The 15,937-nt window shown below is 61.6% G+C and carries 16 protein-coding genes; 8 read left to right on the forward strand and 8 right to left on the reverse strand.

Going from position 1 to position 15,937, the window contains the following annotated elements; all coding sequences use genetic code 11:
• Positions 1–43: 43 nt before the first annotated feature.
• On the reverse strand, positions 44–2,479 hold the full coding sequence (locus HMPREF2806_RS03990; protein ID WP_070516342.1) for a transglycosylase domain-containing protein: 2,436 nt from the start codon (positions 2,477–2,479) through the stop codon (positions 44–46).
• Between the two features lie 177 nt (positions 2,480–2,656).
• Here HMPREF2806_RS03990 and HMPREF2806_RS03995 point away from each other — a divergent pair, with 177 nt between their 5' ends.
• From HMPREF2806_RS03995 to HMPREF2806_RS04005, 4 genes are read left to right on the forward strand one after another with little or no spacing between them, the layout of a single operon-like run.
• A complete protein-coding gene (locus HMPREF2806_RS03995) occupies positions 2,657–2,992 on the forward strand; it encodes a WhiB family transcriptional regulator (RefSeq protein WP_175974779.1) in 336 nt (111 codons plus the stop codon).
• A gap of 13 nt (positions 2,993–3,005) precedes the next feature.
• Positions 3,006–3,167, forward strand: a complete 162-nt coding sequence (locus HMPREF2806_RS13295) for a Sp36 family protein (RefSeq protein WP_010189965.1) — start codon at positions 3,006–3,008, stop codon at positions 3,165–3,167.
• The gene (locus HMPREF2806_RS04000; protein WP_046647890.1) at positions 3,167–3,625 is read left to right on the forward strand and encodes a RidA family protein; all 459 of its coding nucleotides are present in this window, start codon (positions 3,167–3,169) and stop codon (positions 3,623–3,625) included. Before HMPREF2806_RS13295 ends, HMPREF2806_RS04000 begins: the two co-directional genes overlap by 1 nt.
• Before the next feature lie 18 nt (positions 3,626–3,643).
• Entirely contained in the window at positions 3,644–4,456 is an 813-nt protein-coding gene (locus HMPREF2806_RS04005) for an MBL fold metallo-hydrolase (protein WP_070509573.1), read from the forward strand.
• A 97-nt stretch (positions 4,457–4,553) separates the two neighbouring features.
• Here HMPREF2806_RS04005 and glxR read toward each other — a convergent pair whose 3' ends face one another.
• Positions 4,554–5,237 carry a CRP-like cAMP-activated global transcriptional regulator GlxR gene (gene glxR / locus HMPREF2806_RS04010; protein WP_046647888.1) on the reverse strand — a complete coding sequence of 228 codons (684 nt, stop codon included), beginning with the start codon at positions 5,235–5,237 and terminating at the stop codon, positions 4,554–4,556.
• A 300-nt stretch (positions 5,238–5,537) separates the two neighbouring features.
• Between glxR and nth the strand changes: the two genes are divergently transcribed.
• From nth to HMPREF2806_RS04030, 4 genes are read left to right on the forward strand one after another with little or no spacing between them, the layout of a single operon-like run.
• Positions 5,538–6,197, forward strand: a complete 660-nt coding sequence (nth, locus tag HMPREF2806_RS04015; protein ID WP_049157849.1) for an endonuclease III — start codon at positions 5,538–5,540, stop codon at positions 6,195–6,197.
• A 9-nt stretch (positions 6,198–6,206) separates the two neighbouring features.
• Complete coding sequence (locus HMPREF2806_RS04020; RefSeq protein WP_046647886.1) at positions 6,207–6,776, forward strand: TlpA family protein disulfide reductase; 570 nt, start codon at positions 6,207–6,209, stop codon at positions 6,774–6,776.
• The gene (locus tag HMPREF2806_RS04025; RefSeq protein WP_070516344.1) at positions 6,773–7,450 is read left to right on the forward strand and encodes an NUDIX hydrolase; all 678 of its coding nucleotides are present in this window, start codon (positions 6,773–6,775) and stop codon (positions 7,448–7,450) included. Before HMPREF2806_RS04020 ends, HMPREF2806_RS04025 begins: the two co-directional genes overlap by 4 nt.
• Positions 7,451–7,488: 38 nt before the next feature.
• Positions 7,489–8,676 carry a MarP family serine protease gene (locus HMPREF2806_RS04030; RefSeq protein WP_070516346.1) on the forward strand — a complete coding sequence of 396 codons (1,188 nt, stop codon included), beginning with the start codon at positions 7,489–7,491 and terminating at the stop codon, positions 8,674–8,676.
• Between the two features lie 39 nt (positions 8,677–8,715).
• On the opposite strand, the gene HMPREF2806_RS13440 is transcribed toward HMPREF2806_RS04030, so the two are convergent.
• From HMPREF2806_RS13440 to HMPREF2806_RS04055, 6 genes are all read right to left on the reverse strand, one after another.
• Positions 8,716–8,883: a hypothetical protein gene (locus tag HMPREF2806_RS13440; RefSeq protein ID WP_158010554.1), complete on the reverse strand. Its 168-nt coding sequence runs from the start codon at positions 8,881–8,883 to the stop codon at positions 8,716–8,718.
• A gap of 462 nt (positions 8,884–9,345) precedes the next feature.
• Positions 9,346–11,070, reverse strand: coding sequence for a dipeptide ABC transporter ATP-binding protein (locus tag HMPREF2806_RS04035; protein ID WP_049157861.1), 1,725 nt, complete (start codon positions 11,068–11,070; stop codon positions 9,346–9,348).
• A complete protein-coding gene (locus HMPREF2806_RS04040; protein WP_070516348.1) occupies positions 11,070–12,029 on the reverse strand; it encodes an ABC transporter permease in 960 nt (319 codons plus the stop codon). The genes HMPREF2806_RS04035 and HMPREF2806_RS04040 overlap by 1 nt, the downstream gene beginning before the upstream one ends.
• Positions 12,022–12,948: an ABC transporter permease gene (locus tag HMPREF2806_RS04045; RefSeq protein WP_070516350.1), complete on the reverse strand. Its 927-nt coding sequence runs from the start codon at positions 12,946–12,948 to the stop codon at positions 12,022–12,024. The genes HMPREF2806_RS04040 and HMPREF2806_RS04045 overlap by 8 nt, the downstream gene beginning before the upstream one ends.
• Before the next feature lie 203 nt (positions 12,949–13,151).
• Positions 13,152–14,747 (reverse strand): peptide ABC transporter substrate-binding protein, encoded by a 1,596-nt coding sequence (locus HMPREF2806_RS04050; protein ID WP_070516353.1) that lies wholly within the window; start codon positions 14,745–14,747, stop codon positions 13,152–13,154.
• A gap of 221 nt (positions 14,748–14,968) precedes the next feature.
• Positions 14,969–15,871 carry an alpha/beta fold hydrolase gene (locus tag HMPREF2806_RS04055; protein ID WP_070516355.1) on the reverse strand — a complete coding sequence of 301 codons (903 nt, stop codon included), beginning with the start codon at positions 15,869–15,871 and terminating at the stop codon, positions 14,969–14,971.
• Between the last annotated feature and the right edge of the window lie 66 nt (positions 15,872–15,937).

Consider the following 15,937-nt stretch of genomic DNA (forward strand, 5'->3'; position numbering starts at 1 on the left):
CCTTGTCACGCTGTAGCCCGTTTTTACGCTTTAGCGCTCTGCGCTAAAGCCCGAAGAAGTCCCGCACGTCGTTCGTCAGGCGGTCGACGTCCTCTTGGGAGAACAGCGGGTCGGACTGAGTAGCCGGCTGGCCATTGTCCGTGCCACCGCCGTTGCCGCTCGGCGCCGACGGGGTGTAGTAGCTGGAGTTGGAGGTGCCGGAGCTTGCGGAGTCGCCAGCGGAGCCGTCGGAAAGCTGCAGCGTTACCTCCGCACCCTTCTTAGTGCCGGATGCACCGGTGATGACACGAACCACCTTGCCGTAGCCCACGCCGGGCGCGGGCACCTCGGTGGTTTTGACCACGTAGCCAGCCTTCTCTAGAGCGGAGCGGGCTTGGCTTTCGGACTTGCCCTTCAACCCGTCGATAAGCGGCGATACCGTGCCCGAATCATAAGCGCGGTCGTAGTCCGGCACCGTTCCCTTCAGCGCATCGGGAACGCGCGCGGCCATGGTGTAGAACGTTGATGCGGGCTCCTTGCCACCGAAGAGGTTGCCGTTGGCGCACTGGCGCACGGGCCCGGTGCACAGCGGGCTCGTGGTGGTGCCGTCATTGTAGATATACGGCGCGGCAGCAACCTCAGAGTTGAAGCCGAGGAATGCCGAGGACTGGTTGGACTCCGTGGTACCGGTCTTGGCGGCGGCCTTGCCGCTGAAGCCCGCAGCACGCGCAGAATCGGCCGCCGTGCCCTTTTCAGTATCGGCGGTCATGTTGTTTTCCAGCGCCTTGGCCACCTCTTTGCCCACCGCGCGTTCGCACGGGGTGTGCTTGAGGTACACCTCGTTACCGTGGAAGTCCGTGACCTCCTCGATGGGGTTCGGCTCGCACCACATGCCTTCCGACGCCACCGTCGCGCCCACGTTGGAGAGTTCGAGCGCGTTCACCGCCGTCGGGCCGAGCGTGAAGGAGCCCAGGTTGGAGTCCTTAATGTGGTCGGCGATGGAGGATTCGCCGTCGTAGCTACCGGGCTCCTCGTAGGAGCGCAGGCCGAGCTTCACAGCGATGTCGACGATGCGCTCGACGCCAAGCTGCTCGGTGAGCTGGATGAAGGGGGTGTTGGGGGAGTAGGCGAGAGTGTCCTGCATGGTCATCGTGGAGGCGTAGCTGCCGGCGTTTTCCACGCAGTACTTGTTGGGTGGGCAGTTCTCAGCGCCGCCGAAGCCTAGCCCTTCCGCCTCGTAGCGCTTGGGCACGGCCAGTTTGTCTTTGATTCCATAGCCCGATTCCAAGGCGGCCGCGGCGGTAAAGAGTTTGAACACGGAGCCGGCGCCGTTGCCCACCAGCGAATTGGGCTGGGGCAGGAGGGTTTCGTTGTTGGCAAGGTCGAGCCCGTAGGTGCGCGAGGACACCATGGCGAGGACCTTGCGGGAATCAGTGCCCGGCTTGATCACGTTCATGACTTCCGCTACGCCCTCGGTATCCGGGGCGGTGTGGCTGCGTACTGCGTTGAGAGCTTGGTCCTGGACGTCGGGGTCAAGGGTGGTTTTCACGGTCAGGCCACCGCGTGCTAGATGCTCGTGGTCGATGCCCTTATCGGCGAGGTAGTCCATCACGTAGTCGCAGAAGAAACCGCGATCACCCGCGCCGATGCAGCCATTGGGCAGCGTGGCGGGGCTATCCAACACGCCGAGGGGTTCTTGGGCATAGGCATCGGCGTCCTCCTGGGACAGGGAGCCGGTGTCGACCATAGCTTGGAGCACCACATTGCGGCGTTCGAGCACGCCTTCCTCGTTGGTGTAGGGATTGAGATACTCCGAGGATTGCACCATGCCGGCGAGCATCGCTGCCTGTGGCACGGTGAGGTGCGCGGCATCGGAGCCGAAATAGGTGCGGGCGGCGGCCTCGATACCGTAGGAGTGGTTGCCAAAGGGCACGAGGTTGAGATAGTTGGTGAGGATCTCATCCTTGGAAAGCTTGGCGTCGATATCCGTCGCCATGCGCATCTCACGCAGCTTGCGGGCTATGGATTGCTCGGTTGCGGCTTGCCGTTCTTCATCCGTGGTGGCATTGACGAGGAGGAGGTAGTTCTTCACGTACTGCTGATCCAGCGTGGACGCGCCCTGGGAGACGCCGCCCGCGGCCAAGTTGGTCCACAAAGCGCGGACGTTGCCCTGCAGATCGACGCCTTCGTGCTCATAGAAGCGGCGGTCCTCGATGGCCACGACTGCCTGCTTCATAGCGTCGGAGATCTCATCCGGCTGTACCGGATGGCGGCGCTGTTCGTAGATGTAGGCAAGGGGGTTGCCCTTGGCATCCAAGATGGTGCTCACGCCGGGGGTATCCCCGCTGGTGAGATCCTGGATGTCCGATTGCATCGTGTCGTTCGTCCTGGCCACGGCAACGCCACTGACGCCGGCGACGGGGGCGATGGCCAGCGCGATGAGGATGCCGACCAGTGCTGTGGACAGGACGAGCTTTCCCAGGGATTTGATGACAGTCACCCTCCACACACTAGTGCTTTAGGCCGACAACCGGGAGACCCCCCTAAAGTGTGACCTGTTAGACAGGTATACCGGTCTGTGAATAGACTTACCAATGGTACATAATATTCCGTCGGGTTGAGGGTTATTCACGATCTTCCACTACGACGGGGGGAACTTGGAAGGAGTTACCTAGCCATGGCAGTCAGTGTCAAAGGTGCAGGACGGTCCGCAATGGTAAAGAATGCCTCGTTAACCTCCGAGCGTGGTGAGTGGGTTACCCAAGCCAAGTGCCGCAACGGTGACCCCGATGCGCTTTTCGTGCGAGGGGCAGAGCAGCGTAAGGCCGCGGTGATTTGCCGCCACTGCCCGGTGCTGAACGAGTGTCGCGCGGATGCCCTTGATAACCGCGTGGAGTTTGGTGTGTGGGGCGGCCTCACGGAGCGCCAGCGCCGCGCCCTCCTGCGCAAGAATCCGCACATCACCAGCTGGGCGCATTACCTTGCTGAGGGTGGCGAACTCATCGGTATTTAGTAGCATTGGGCCCATGACTAAATGGGAATATGCAACCGCGCCGGTTCTTACGCACGCGACGAAACAAATCCTCGATTCCTGGGGTGAGGACGGCTGGGAGCTCGTCACTATCACCCCGGGCATGAACCCGGAGAATGTCGTCGCCTATTTCAAGCGCCCTCTGGAGGAGTCCTAATGGGCGCCCTCGCACGCTTGGAAGAACTCGGTGTCGAGCTGCCTTCCGTCGCTGTTCCTCTCGCGTCCTATATCCCGGCCATCCAGGTAGGAAACCAGGTATGGACCTCCGGTCAGCTGCCCGTCGTGGGCGGCGAATTGCCTGCCACCGGCAAGGTTGGCGCAGAAGTGGACCTCGAGAAGGCGCAGGAGCTGGCGCGCACGGCCGCGCTAAACGCGTTGGCTGCCATCGATGGCCTCGTGGGCCTCGACCGTGTCACCCGCGTGGTGAAGGTGGTCGGCTTCGTCGCCTCGGCTCCATCCTTTACGGATCAGGCCGCGGTTATCAACGGTGCCTCGAACTTCCTCGGGGAGGTCTTTGGTGATGCCGGTGTTCACGCGCGTTCTGCAGTGGGGGTAGCGGTCCTTCCGAAGGATTCCCCCGTTGAGATCGAAGTTATCGTAGAAATCGCTGAGTAATCGGATAGGGTTAGAACCATGGAGCATCCTGCATATAGCCAATTGCGTCCCGTGAGCCAGTCCGTCGGTGTTGTGCTGTGCGATAATCCCAGCTACACCGCCTTGGAAGGCACCAACACGTGGATCATTCGCGCCGGAGAAGATTCCCGCGCCATTGTGGTCGATCCAGGCCCAGAGGATGAGGGTCATCTCAACGTTGTGACCGCGAAGGCGGGCGAGGTAGCACTGATCCTTCTCACTCACCGCCACGATGATCACGCCTCGGGCGCTCAGCGTCTGCGCCAGCTCACCGGCGCTCCGATTCGCGCGTTCGATCCGAACTACTGCAACGGCGCGGAGGCGCTTGTCGACGGCGAAGTGATCACCGTCGACGGCATCACGCCGCAACTCGAGGTGGTCCATACCCCTGGCCACACTGCGGATTCCACCTGCTTCTTCGTATGGTCCGAAGAGGCTAAGAACTCCACCCTGGAGGGAATTCTGACCGGTGATACCATCGCTGGCCGTCACACCGTGCTCCTGTCTGAGACCGATGGTGACTTGGGTGCCTACCTGAAGACGCTGGACCTTCTCGAAGAGCGCGGCAAGGATGTAGCACTCTTCCCGGGGCATGGCCCGGACTTGGAGGACACCTCCGCGGTTGCCCGCAAGTACATTGACCGCCGCCACCACCGCTTGGATCAGATTAAAGAGGTCCGCGGGCGCCTTGGTGAGGATGTTGACGTTAAGACCCTCGTCGATGAGATGTACGACGACGTCGACCCGGTCCTTCGCCACGCCGCCGAGCAGTCCACGCGCACTGCGCTGAAGTACCTCGCGGCTCAGAACTGAATCACCGCATAGGAAAATCCCCCGAGAAATTCTCGGGGGATTTTGCATTGGGCCACAGCCGCCCGGAGGCGGCATATGCAGGCTCGGCCTTTAAGACTTAGCGCGCGCGGCGAGCCAAGTGCTCGGTATCGACGATGAGCACCGACTTGCCTTCCAAGCGAATCCATCCGCGGTGGGCGAAGGTGGCCAGCGCCTTGTTGACGGTCTCGCGGGACGCGCCGACGAGCTGGGCGATCTCTTCCTGAGTGAGGTCGTGGTTCACGCGCAGTGCACCGCCCTCTTGCGAGCCGAAGCGGTTAGCCAGCTGCAGCAGGGTCTTGGCCACGCGGCCCGGAACATCGGTAAAGATGAGGTCCGCCAGGTTGGCGTTGGTGCGACGCAGACGGCGGGCCAGCACGCGCAGCAGCTGCTGCGCAATCGCCGGATGATCGGCCACCCACTGCTTGAGCATTTCGGAGTTCATCGTGGCGGCGGTGACCTCGGTGACGCACACAGCAGACGAGGTGCGCGGGCCCGGATCGAAGATAGAAAGCTCACCGAACATATCGGACGGGCCCATCACGGTCAGCAGGTTCTCACGGCCATCCGGGGCGTGGCGAGCAAGCTTAATCTTTCCCGAGGTGATGATGTAGAGGCGGTCGCCCGGCTCTCCTTCCTCGAAAATGGTGGTGCCGCGCGGGAAACGGACGGTTTCCATTTGCTCGATGAGGTTTTGTACTGCTACCGGATCGACGCCCTGGAAAATGCCAGCGCGGGAGAGGATGTCCTGTACGCCTTCCACTGTTACTCCTTAAAGCCTGCGCAGCGAGGAAAACACTTGGACGCAAGCTGGTTTGGTCTATTTTGACGCACCTAGTCTCCAGTGCGCCACGAGGCACTGCACAACATCATACAGTGCAATTAGTCACTATTTCCACCAACGGGAAAAATAGTCACATGCCTTTACTAATCTGTTTAATTCTCGAAGGCCGTTGCCTCTAGCTTTTCCATGAGAATGGCAAACAGGGCGAGGCACAGCGGGACGAGGACAACGAGCGAAATCATGCTTTCCATTCTAACTTCCGTCACTAGAGTTACTTCTATGTCCCCTGACCTTTTTGCACAGCATGACGATGATACCGAGGAAGCGCGTGTTGCCCATATTCGTACCGCCCTCGCGGACGAATATCCCGATGCCGACTGTGAACTAGACTTCACCAACCCCCTTGAGCTACTCGTAGCGACAGTGCTTTCAGCACAGTGCACGGATGCCCGCGTCAACCAGGTCACCCCGGAGCTGTTCGCAGCCTACCCCTCCGCGCCGGATTATGCCGCCGCGGACCGCGCCGACCTTGAGCGCATTCTCCGCCCACTCGGCTTTCAGCGCATGAAGGCCGGCCACCTGTTGGGCATCGGTGAAAAGCTCGTCGCGGACTTCGACGGGCAGGTACCACGCGGCATCGACGAGCTCACCTCGCTGCCCGGCGTCGGCCGCAAGACCGCGTTGGTGGTGCGGGGAAATGCCTTTGGGCTGCCGGGAATCACCGTGGATACCCACGTCACGCGACTGAGTCAGCGGCTCGGTCTGACCGAGGCGAAGACGCCGCGGGCGATTGAGAGGGACGTCGCCAAGCGCGTGCCCGAAGAGGAACAAACCGTATTCTCTCACCGCCTCATCCTCCATGGGCGGCGCGTGTGCACCGCCCGGAAGCCGAAGTGCACGGCCTGCGTCCTCGCCCCATGGTGCCCGTCGCGGGGTTAAGGTGGAGCAATGAGCCAATATTCTCGGTGGCCCGGATACGTGAAGGTGAGCATCGCAGCCATTGTTGCGCTGGCGGCACTCGCGTTCGTCGGCGTGGTGAATCTCCTTGAGGATGATGAGCCGGAGGTCCCCGTCCCCGAGGCGCAGGAGCAAGAAGTAGCCAAGCGTCCCAAGTGCCCCGAGGGGCCCATTGCTGGGGTGGACCTTCCCTGCTTAGGAGCGGCCGGTACCGCGGCGGCCAAGAACGTTCAGATCGTCACGTTGTGGGCATGGTGGTGCGAGCCGTGCCGCACGGAGCTGCCCTTCTTCGAAGACCTTGCACGCTCGCACTCGACGTGGAATGTCGTCGGCGTGCATGCGGATGCGAACGCCGCCAACGGTGCTGCGCTTTTGAGTGACCTGCAGGTCGACATCCCCAGCTACCAGGACGAGGATGGGACCTTCGCTGGCGAGCTCGGGCTGCCGGGCGTCATCCCCATCACCCTCGTGGTGCGCGATGGCAAGGTGGAAGAGAAGTTCATCAAACCGTTTAGCTCCGCCGAAGAATTGGAGGCGGCCGTCGAGGAGGTTCTTCAGTGAGCCGCCTGTTTCCTGCTCACGCCCCGGAGTGGCTGCGCCCGGCGCTCGGGGTTGATACAGACAAGGTCCAAGAACGCCTCATTCGGCATGTCCCGGCCGCCAAGCGCCGGCGTGAATCGGCAGTGTTGGTGCTCTTGAAGGGCGAAAGCTTCGCAGACGGTGAGGTGTTGCTTACGCACCGCTCGCCCTCGATGCGCTCGCACTCCGGGCAGATTGCTTTCCCCGGTGGGCGCAAGGACGAGGAGGACGCCTCGCTTGTCGACGCTGCCCTGCGCGAAGCCGAAGAAGAAACCGGCCTCGACCGCTCCGCCGTCACACCCCTTGAACAGTGGGGCAAGCTGGATATCCCAGCTACCGGCAATACCGTGAGCCCGGTCCTGGCGTATTGGCATAAACCGGGTGACGTGTGGCCGGCGAGCCCCGCGGAAACCGATGATGTCTTCACCGTCCCTTTGCGGGAGCTGGCGGAACCCACGAATCGCATGATGGTGGGATTTGGCCGCTGGAAGGGGCCGGCGTTTCGGACGCGGGGCTACCTGGTGTGGGGCTTTACCGCGGGAGTGCTGTCTGGGCTGATGGATCATGCGGGCTGGAGCGTGGAATGGGATAAGAAAATGGTTCACGATCTGCGTGAATCACTCAACCGCTCCTTGAATAATGAGAAGATAGGTTAGTTTCTGCCCCTTTTAGCCCTTAAGAAAGCATTCCCTCTGTGTCTCTTGCTGTTGACATCCTGATCGTGGTTGCCGTGCTCCTCGCTGTTCGCGTGGGTTGGCGGCAGGGCGCCTTGGCAGCGGTCCTCGCCGCCGTGGGAATCATTGCGGGGCTGGTGCTGGGAACTGTGGTTGCCCCGCTGGCGATGGGCTTGGCGGACCAGGCCGCCGTGCGCTTCTTGTTGGCTGTCGGCGTGCTCATTCTGCTGGTGGGCTTAGGGCAGCTGGTGGGGACGTCGCTTGGCATGGCGTTGCGGGACCGCATGCGCACCCGCTCGGGGCAGCGCGTGGACTCCTCAATTGGTGCGGTATTCCAGGCGGTGGCGGCCATCGTGGTGATTTGGTTGGTTTCCCTGCCTTTGGCATCCAACCTGGGTGGCCGGCCGGGGCAGGCGCTGCGTGAGTCGCACGTACTCAGCGCGCTCAATGCAGCGGCACCCTCGCGCCTAGCGGCGCTGCCGAACGGTATCGCAGCACTACTCAACGAGTCTGGGCTGCCGCCGCTGGTGTCTCCGTGGGAGCGCTCCGGTGCCGATGTGGAGGTGGATGCTCCCGCAGTGAACATCGAGGACCCTGAGCTCGCGGAACGCGTGCGACCTTCCGTAATCCACGTGCTGGGTGATGCGGAGGCGTGCTCGCGCCGGCTGATGGGCTCAGGCTTTGTCACGGAACCGGACTACGTCATCACGAACGCCCACGTTGTGGCCGGCACGGATAAGGTTCACCTCGATACTGTGCTCGGGCTCAAGGAGGCGCACGTGGTGTACTACAACTCGGATGTGGACATTGCGGTGCTGCATAGCCCCGGGTTGGACTTGGAGCCTTTGCCGTGGGCGGAGCAAGCGGCTGTGACGGGGGATGATGCCATCGTCTTGGGATTCCCGCAGTCGGGTCCGTTCACGGCGGAGCCGGCGCGAGTGCGCGACCGGCTGACCATTGCCGGGCCGGATATCTACTCCACGGGCCGCGTGGAGCGCGATGCCTACACGGTGCGCGGCAGCATCCGGCAGGGCAATTCCGGTGGCCCGATGATCAACCCGGAGGGCCAGGTGCTGGGCGTTGTGTTTGGTGCCTCCGTGGAGGACTCCGACACGGGCTATGCACTCACCGCGGACGAGGTGCGCGGCCACGTGGGTGACGTTACGCAGCTTGTCGACGCCACCCCAACCGGCTCCTGCGTCTCATAGGTTTCTGGAATAGGTCTTCGGCGAGGGCGGGCGAGTGAATTAAAAGCCCATTTGCCCTCTGCTGACGTCTCGTTGAAAGTCCACAGCAGCCTGACGAACTTCGGGATCATGGCTATGTGTTCGTTTGTTAATGCGGTGGTGCATCATTCCTGCGGGGAGGGAGATGAGTAGGACAGCCAAAAGAATTATCACGATGGAAGTGGACATTATGCGTTCCTATCCCCGACTCCCGTGCCCACTCCAAGCAAGGCAGGCGCGAAGCTGGTAATCAGTAACGCCTGGCTTATTGAAGATGTCTCGGCATGTGTCCGGATTTGGATACCATCCGGTGCATTGTGATCCATTCTCGTATTCGCAGATTTTGAACGGTTGCACGTTGGTGGCGGCAGCAGAAGGTCCCGCGCCAGATGTGGTGAGCGCCAAACTGAAAGCTAAAAGGGTGATTTTCTTCATCAGAATTCCTTGTGTTAGAGATCCTTTAGAGTCCATAGAAGTGATATGGCTCACCGTACACTTTATGGAATTGCTGGTTGTTTTTCAACAGTCTTGGGTCCAGTAATTGCATATAAAGACCATCGTCTTTCGCGGCCCGCTATCGCTGGTATAAAGGCCCGTCAATGCCGAACCCGCCAACCACAGCAAGGTTGACGGGTAGTCGGCGCGCTTGAGCTAGATATCCGTGCCGATATCGAGGTGCATACCCGGAACCGAGTTGATGAGGTTGCGGGTGTACTCCTGCTGGGCGTTGTCGAAGATATCGTCGGCGGTGCCCTGCTCGACGGCCTGGCCCTTCTTCATCACAACTACGTCGTCGGCAGTCTGGCGGACCACTGCGAGGTCGTGGGTAATGAAGAGATAGGACAGGCTGAGCTCAGACTGCAGCTCCGCGAGGAGCTGGATGATCTGGTTCTGCACCAGCACGTCCAGGGCGGAAACGGCCTCATCGAGGACGATGACCTCTGGGCGCAGCGCGAGCGCGCGGGCGATGGCGATGCGCTGGCGCTGGCCGCCGGAGAGCTCGTTGGGGTAGCGGCGCATGGCGGAGCGAGGCATGGAGACCATGTCGAGAAGCTCGGCCACGCGGGCCTCGCGTTCCTTGCGCGAGCCCACCTTGTGCAGCGCCATGGGTTCCTCGATGCACTTGTAAATGGAGTACATCGGATCCAGTGAGCCATAAGGGTTCTGGAAGACCACCTGCATTTTGCGGCGGAGCTTGAAGAGTTCCTGCTTCGATAGCTTCGAGGTATCACGGCCTTCGAATTCGATGGTGCCGGAGGTCGGCTCCAAAAGGCCCAACACCATGTTTGCCACCGTAGACTTGCCGGAGCCGGACTCGCCCACCAGCGCCAGGGTGGTGCCGCGGCGGATGTCGAAGGAGACATCGTCGACAGCCTTGAGGAGCTTCTTGCCGCCACGCTGTCCGCGGATGTCGAATTCCTTGGTGAGGTTGCGAACCGAGATGACCGGGGCCTGAGCCGCGGAAGATGAACCTTCAGCGGAATCTGCAGCGGTGGAGCCAGGTTCGACGGCGGTGCCGATAGCCTCGCCCGACTTGAGTTCCTTGGCCTCCACGCCAGCTTCCTTGGCCGCGCGGATGCGGGAGGAGGCGAGGGAAGGGGCGGCCTTGACAAGGCGGCGGGTGTAAGGGTGCTGCGGGGAACGCAGGATCTCGCGCGACGGGCCCGACTCCACGATGCGGCCGCGGTGCATCACGATGAGGTGTTCGGCGCGCTCGGCCGCCAGACCAAGGTCGTGGGTAATGAAGAGAACGGCGTTACCCAGCTCCTCGGTGAGGTGCTCCAGGTGGTCCAGGATGGTCTTCTGAACAGTTACATCCAGCGCGGAGGTGGGCTCGTCGGCGATGAGTAGCTTCGGGCGGGCGGCCAGGCCGATCGCGATGAGCGCGCGCTGGCGCATACCACCAGAGAACTCGTGGGGGTACTGCTTGGCGCGGCGTTCGGCGTCGGGAAGCCCGGCTTCCTCCAGAAGCTCCACAACGCGTTCGTGGCGCTTGGAACCCTCCACCACGTGGTTGGCCTTGAGAGACTCTTCAACCTGCGTGCCGATGCGCCATACCGGGTTCAGGTTGGACATGGGATCCTGCGGGACCAAGCCGATCTTGTCGCCGCGCAGCGATTCGAATTGCTTGTTGTTGTAGTGAGTGATGTCCTCGCCTTCGAAGAGGATCTGGCCGCCGGTGACCTTGCCGGTGCCCGGCAGCAGGCCCAGGATGGACATCGCCGTGGTCGACTTACCGGAACCGGACTCGCCCACGATGGCCACGGACTGGCCCGGGTAGATGGTCATATTGACGCCACGCACTGCCTCAACCACGCCGGTCGACGTGGTGAAGGAGATGCGAACGTCCTTCATTTCAAGAAGTGGGTTAGTCATTAACGCTTCCTCGCCTTCGGATCGAGTGCATCGCGGACGACGTCACCCATCATGATGAAGCTCAACACGGTCAGGCCCAAGGCACCCGCCGGGTAGAACAGAACTGCCGGGGCAACACGCAGGGAGGCCTGCGCGTCGGAGATGTCTCCGCCCCAGGACACGAACGTCGGCGGCAAGCCGATGCCCAGGAAGGACAGGGTGGCCTCGGCGACGATGTAGGTACCCAGCGCCACGGTGGCGTAGGAGATGATGGGCGCGGCCGCGTTCGGCAGGATGTGGCTGAACAGGATGCGCCAGCTCGACGCGCCGATGGAGCGCGCGGATTGCACGAATTCCTCATTCTTGATGGAGACTACCGCGCCGCGCGTGATGCGGGCGATAGAGACCCAGCCGAAGAGGCCAAGAACCAAGACCACCGTGATGATGGTGCGGTGCTCCTTGAACATCTGCATAACCACGATGGCGGCCAGCACCAGCGGGATGGCGAAGAAGATGTCCGTGATGCGGGACAGCACGGAGTCGATCCAGCCGCCGAAGAAACCAGCGACAGCACCGATGAGGGAGCCCAGAACCACCACGAGGAGGGTGGTAAGAACGCCCACGGCTACCGACGCCCGCGCGCCGTAAATGACGCGGGAGTAAATGTCGCAGCCTTGGCGGTTAAAGCCGAAAGGGTGGCCAGGCTCAGCCGGGGCGAGGGACTTGGACAGCTCGCACAGGCGCGGGTCCGTATTGGTAAACAGGCCCGGGACGACGGCCATAAGGACGGCGACGAGAATCATGACGGCCGCAACCCAAAACAGTGGGCGGCGGCGCAGATAGCGCCAGGCTTCGCCCCACTGGGAGGAAGGCGCGGATTCATCCTTGACGGCGTCGACTGCGCCGAGGCCCGTCTCGTCGGTCGCGGAAATGAAGTGCTCTTGGCCCGGGTAGGGGGTAGTTTTCTCGAAGTTAGGCATAGCGGATCCTCGGATCAAGTACGGCGTACAGGAGGTCAACGAGCAGGTTGGCGATGATGTAGATGATCACCAAGACCGTCGTAAAGGACACAATCGTGGTCGGCTCGCCGCGCAGGATGGCCTGGTACATGGTGCCGCCGACGCCGTTGATGCCGAAGATGCCCTCGGTGACAATCGCACCGGTCATGAGGGCACCAATGTCGGCACCGATGAAGGTGGCCACGGGAATCAGCGAGTTGCGCAGCACGTGGCGGCGGGTCACCGCGCCGTTGGAGAGGCCCTTGGCGCGGGCGGTGCGCACGTAATCGGCGCGCAGGTTCTCCGCCACGGACTGGCGGGTCAGGCGGATGACGTAGGCCAGGGACAGCGCGCCGAGCACCATCGCCGGCATGAGGAGTGACTTCACGGTGGCGTTCGCGCCAACGGTCACCGGCAAAACACCCCACTTGATGCCCACGAGGTACTGGAAGACGAAGCCGATGACGAAGGAGGGCACGGCGATGACTAGCAAAGAGATGACCAGTACGGTGGAGTCGAAGAAGCCGCCGCGGCGCATGCCGGCGACAACGCCGAAGAAGATGCCGAAGACAGCCTCGAAGATGATGGCCATGACAGTGAGCTTGACGGTGACCGGGAAGGCGTTTGCCATCACTTGGGTCACGGGCACGCCGGAGAAGGTCGTGCCGAAGTCCAGCATGAAGATGCCCTTGATATAGAGCAGATATTGGATGATGAACGGCTTGTCGAGGTTGTATTCGGCCTCGATGCGGGCGCGGGCAGCCTCAGTAAGGCCGCGGTCACCGCCGAGGGCTTCGACAGGGTCGCCGGGCATCAAAAAGACGAGCGCGTAGATGAGCAGGGTGGCTCCGAAGAACACCGGAATCATCTGGAGCACTCGGCGCCCGATATAGCGCAGCATAGTGTGGTCCTTTACTCGTTTGTGGGCAGGTGCTTGTCGACGCCCTGTTACCAGGCGCCACGTAGCTCATAAGGATTTTAGTGTGTGAACCAAGGCTAAGAGAAATCTATAGAGCGTTTCGAATCACACTTATGGGTAAAAACGTGGGGAGACCCCCGCTCCACCAAGGTTGCGGGGGTCCTAAGAAAAAGCCAGGGGAAGGCTTACTTCTTGGTGATGTTGTAGTACACCGGCTGGGACTTCCAGGAGAAGACGACATTGTCGACGTTCTCGGAGTAGCCACCGGTGGCATTGGAGTACCACAGTGGGATGGCCGGTAGATCCTTGAACAGGACCTCCTGGGCCTCGATGTACTTCTTGTTGGCCTCGTCGTCGGACTTGGCGGTCAGGGCTTCGTCGAGAGCCTTGTCAAAGTCCGAGTTCGCGTAGTCGCCATCGTTGGAGGAGCCGCCGGTCCTGTAGAGCGGAGCAAGGAAGTTGCCTTGGCTCGGGTAGTCGGCCTGCCAGCCGGTGCGGAAAGCGGTCTTAATAGTGCGGTTGGTGACCTCATCGCGCAGGGACTTGAAGTCCGGGTACGGAGCGCCAACGGCCTCGATGCCGAGGGCGTTCTTGATGGAGTTGGTGGTGGCGTCTACCCAGCTCTTGTGGCCGCCGTCGGAGTTGTAGGCAATCTCCACGCTCGGGTTGTCCCACTTCTTGATCTTGTCTGCTTCTGCCCAGAGCTTCTTGGCCTTCTCCGGGTCATATTCCAAGACCTCATTGCCCTTGATGTCCTCGGAGTAGCCCGGCAGAACCGGGGAGGTGAAGTCCTTGGCCGGGGTGCGGGTGCCCTTGAAGATGGTCTCGGTGATCTCCTCGCGGTTGATGGCGTGGGAGATGGCCTGGCGGCGCAGGGCGCCTTCCTTGCCGGAGAAGTGCTCGAGGTTCTCACCCAGGGTGAAGGACTGGAATACGGCGGTCGGCTGGTTTACGGCGCGGTCACCAAGATCTGTCTCGTAGACGTCGAACGCAGCGTCCGGAACGGCGTCGAGGACATCAAGGTTGCCGGAAAGTAGGTCGGCGTAGGCAGCGTCCTGGGAGGCGTAGAAGACGAACTTAATGCCGTCGTTCTGCGGGGTCTGGCCGCCCTTGTATTCCTCATTCGGAACGACGGTCGCGTCCTGGTTGTGGTTCCACTCGGACAGCTTGTACGGGCCGTTGGTGATCGGGTTCTGGCCGTACGCATCCATGTCGTCGTACGCAGACTCATGGAGCGGGTAGAACGCGGAGTAGCCCAGCTGTGCTGGGAAGTTCTGCTCCGGGCTGTTCAGGGCGATGGTGAAGGTGAGGTCGTCGACGACCTTGAGGCCCTCCAGCTTCTCGACGCCCTCCTTAAAGCCCTTGATGTTGGAGAAGAAGGAGGCATTGAGCTGGTCGTTAGCCACGGCGTAGTTCCACGCATCGACGAAGTTGTTCGCGGTGACTGGGGAGCCATCGGAGAAGGTGGACTCCTTGAGCTTGACGGTGAACTCGGTGTTGTCATCGTTCGGCTCGATAGACTCGGCGAGCTCGTTCTGAGCTTCACCGTCACCGTCGTAGTAGACGAGGCCGGAGTAGAGAGAGTCAACGATGCGGCCGCCGCCGGTCTCATTGGTGTTGGCCGGAATCAGCGGGTTCTGCGGCTCGGAGCCGTTCACAACAATGATTCCGTCGCCGGAACCGGATGCAGTGGTGGAGCCGGAATTATCGCCGCCACAAGCCGCGAGGGTGAGCGGCAGGGTGGCAACGGAAACAACGGCAAGCGTCTTCTTGAGCGTCATGTGGGTCTTAGACCTCCGTGGTGCGAAAGATGTAGAAAACCTGTGGTTTGGTTTGTTATGAAGCTACAGTGTGCCGTGTCTTACATACAAGGAATCGAAAAATATGTCCTGTGATAAAAGCTATAGTTTGCTAGTTATTCGCCGCCGACCTGCGTTTTCCTCGAAGAATAAAAATATACCCCACCCCCTGTGTGGGGTAGGGCACTGAGTTTCTATGTATGTTACGTACTTCGCATCCACTGGATGAGGGTCTGCGCAAAACCACGCGGGTTTTCCAGGAAGGGCAGATTCTTAGTTCCAGGAATTGTCGTGGCGGTAAAACTCCCGCGACAGCGCTTTGCCGCGCGGCGGGCCACCGGCCGCCACAGCAATTGATCGGCATGAATAAACAGCACCGGTGCGGCAACGGTCAAGTCGAGCCAACTCAACGGCACGACGGCCGTGCGCAGCCGGTGATTCCACAAAATGCCGCGACGTACATTGCCAATCCGGGAAGCCGCAATGCGCAAGCGCAGAGATTCCTCGCGTGCGTCAGCGCTGAAGGACCCCAGCGCATCGAGATCCATTTCCCGGCGGTAGGCAGATTCGCGCATCAGCAATCGCGGCGTGCGTAGCCATCCCAATCGGCATAGCGTGGCGCGCAGGAGTACCCACCCAAAATCCCACGGGCGGGCAGCAATCGCGCGGCGCAGGTCGGCCGGGTGCGCAGCGGAGACAGATACCAGTCCCCGGACACGTTCGGGGCGCTCCGTCGCCAGCGCCCACGCCACCGCACCACCGGTATCAGCGCCGATGAGGAAAGCATCGTCGTGGCCTAGCGCCCGGATCGCACCACTGACGTCTCCCACCGCGGCACGAATGTCTTGCCCGGGTTCCAGAGGGGGCTTATCCGACATTCCGAAGCCGCGCATGTCGAGGGCGGCGACGTGGAAGCCGGCGTCGGCAAGCACTGCGATAACATCCCTAAAGTCGAACCATCCGCCGAAGGACCCGTGCAACAGCACCACGAGGGGATTGTCCGGGTTGCCGGCGGTGACGGCGTGCAGGCGGATGCCGCGCGTGTGCAGGAACTCGTGCTCAAAGGGGCCGTCAAGCTCCACTACGGAGGGCGGTAGGGGATTCATAGGGGCGGGCCTTTCGAAGGGGGAGGGTAGATAGACGAAATCCGCCCCGAACGCATGTGCTCGGGG

Source organism: Corynebacterium sp. HMSC076G08 (assembly GCF_001811515.1).
GTDB classification, from domain to species: Bacteria; Actinomycetota; Actinomycetes; order Mycobacteriales; family Mycobacteriaceae; genus Corynebacterium; species Corynebacterium hiratae.

What these genes read in the sequence shown, in the direction of transcription:
- HMPREF2806_RS03995 (WP_175974779.1), top strand. Translation starts at nt 2,657, where the DNA reads ATGGCAGTCAGTGTCAAAGGTGCAGGACGGTCCGCAATGGTAAAGAAT.
- HMPREF2806_RS13295 (WP_010189965.1), top strand. Translation starts at nt 3,006, where the DNA reads ATGACTAAATGGGAATATGCAACCGCGCCGGTTCTTACGCACGCGACG.
- HMPREF2806_RS04000 (WP_046647890.1), top strand. Translation starts at nt 3,167, where the DNA reads ATGGGCGCCCTCGCACGCTTGGAAGAACTCGGTGTCGAGCTGCCTTCC.
- HMPREF2806_RS04005 (WP_070509573.1), top strand. Translation starts at nt 3,644, where the DNA reads ATGGAGCATCCTGCATATAGCCAATTGCGTCCCGTGAGCCAGTCCGTC.
- nth (WP_049157849.1), top strand. Translation starts at nt 5,538, where the DNA reads ATGTCCCCTGACCTTTTTGCACAGCATGACGATGATACCGAGGAAGCG.
- HMPREF2806_RS04020 (WP_046647886.1), top strand. Translation starts at nt 6,207, where the DNA reads ATGAGCCAATATTCTCGGTGGCCCGGATACGTGAAGGTGAGCATCGCA.
- HMPREF2806_RS13440 (WP_158010554.1), bottom strand. Translation starts at nt 8,883, where the DNA reads ATGTCCACTTCCATCGTGATAATTCTTTTGGCTGTCCTACTCATCTCC.
- HMPREF2806_RS04035 (WP_049157861.1), bottom strand. Translation starts at nt 11,070, where the DNA reads ATGACTAACCCACTTCTTGAAATGAAGGACGTTCGCATCTCCTTCACC.
- HMPREF2806_RS04040 (WP_070516348.1), bottom strand. Translation starts at nt 12,029, where the DNA reads ATGCCTAACTTCGAGAAAACTACCCCCTACCCGGGCCAAGAGCACTTC.
- HMPREF2806_RS04045 (WP_070516350.1), bottom strand. Translation starts at nt 12,948, where the DNA reads ATGCTGCGCTATATCGGGCGCCGAGTGCTCCAGATGATTCCGGTGTTC.
- HMPREF2806_RS04050 (WP_070516353.1), bottom strand. Translation starts at nt 14,747, where the DNA reads ATGACGCTCAAGAAGACGCTTGCCGTTGTTTCCGTTGCCACCCTGCCG.
- HMPREF2806_RS04055 (WP_070516355.1), bottom strand. Translation starts at nt 15,871, where the DNA reads ATGAATCCCCTACCGCCCTCCGTAGTGGAGCTTGACGGCCCCTTTGAG.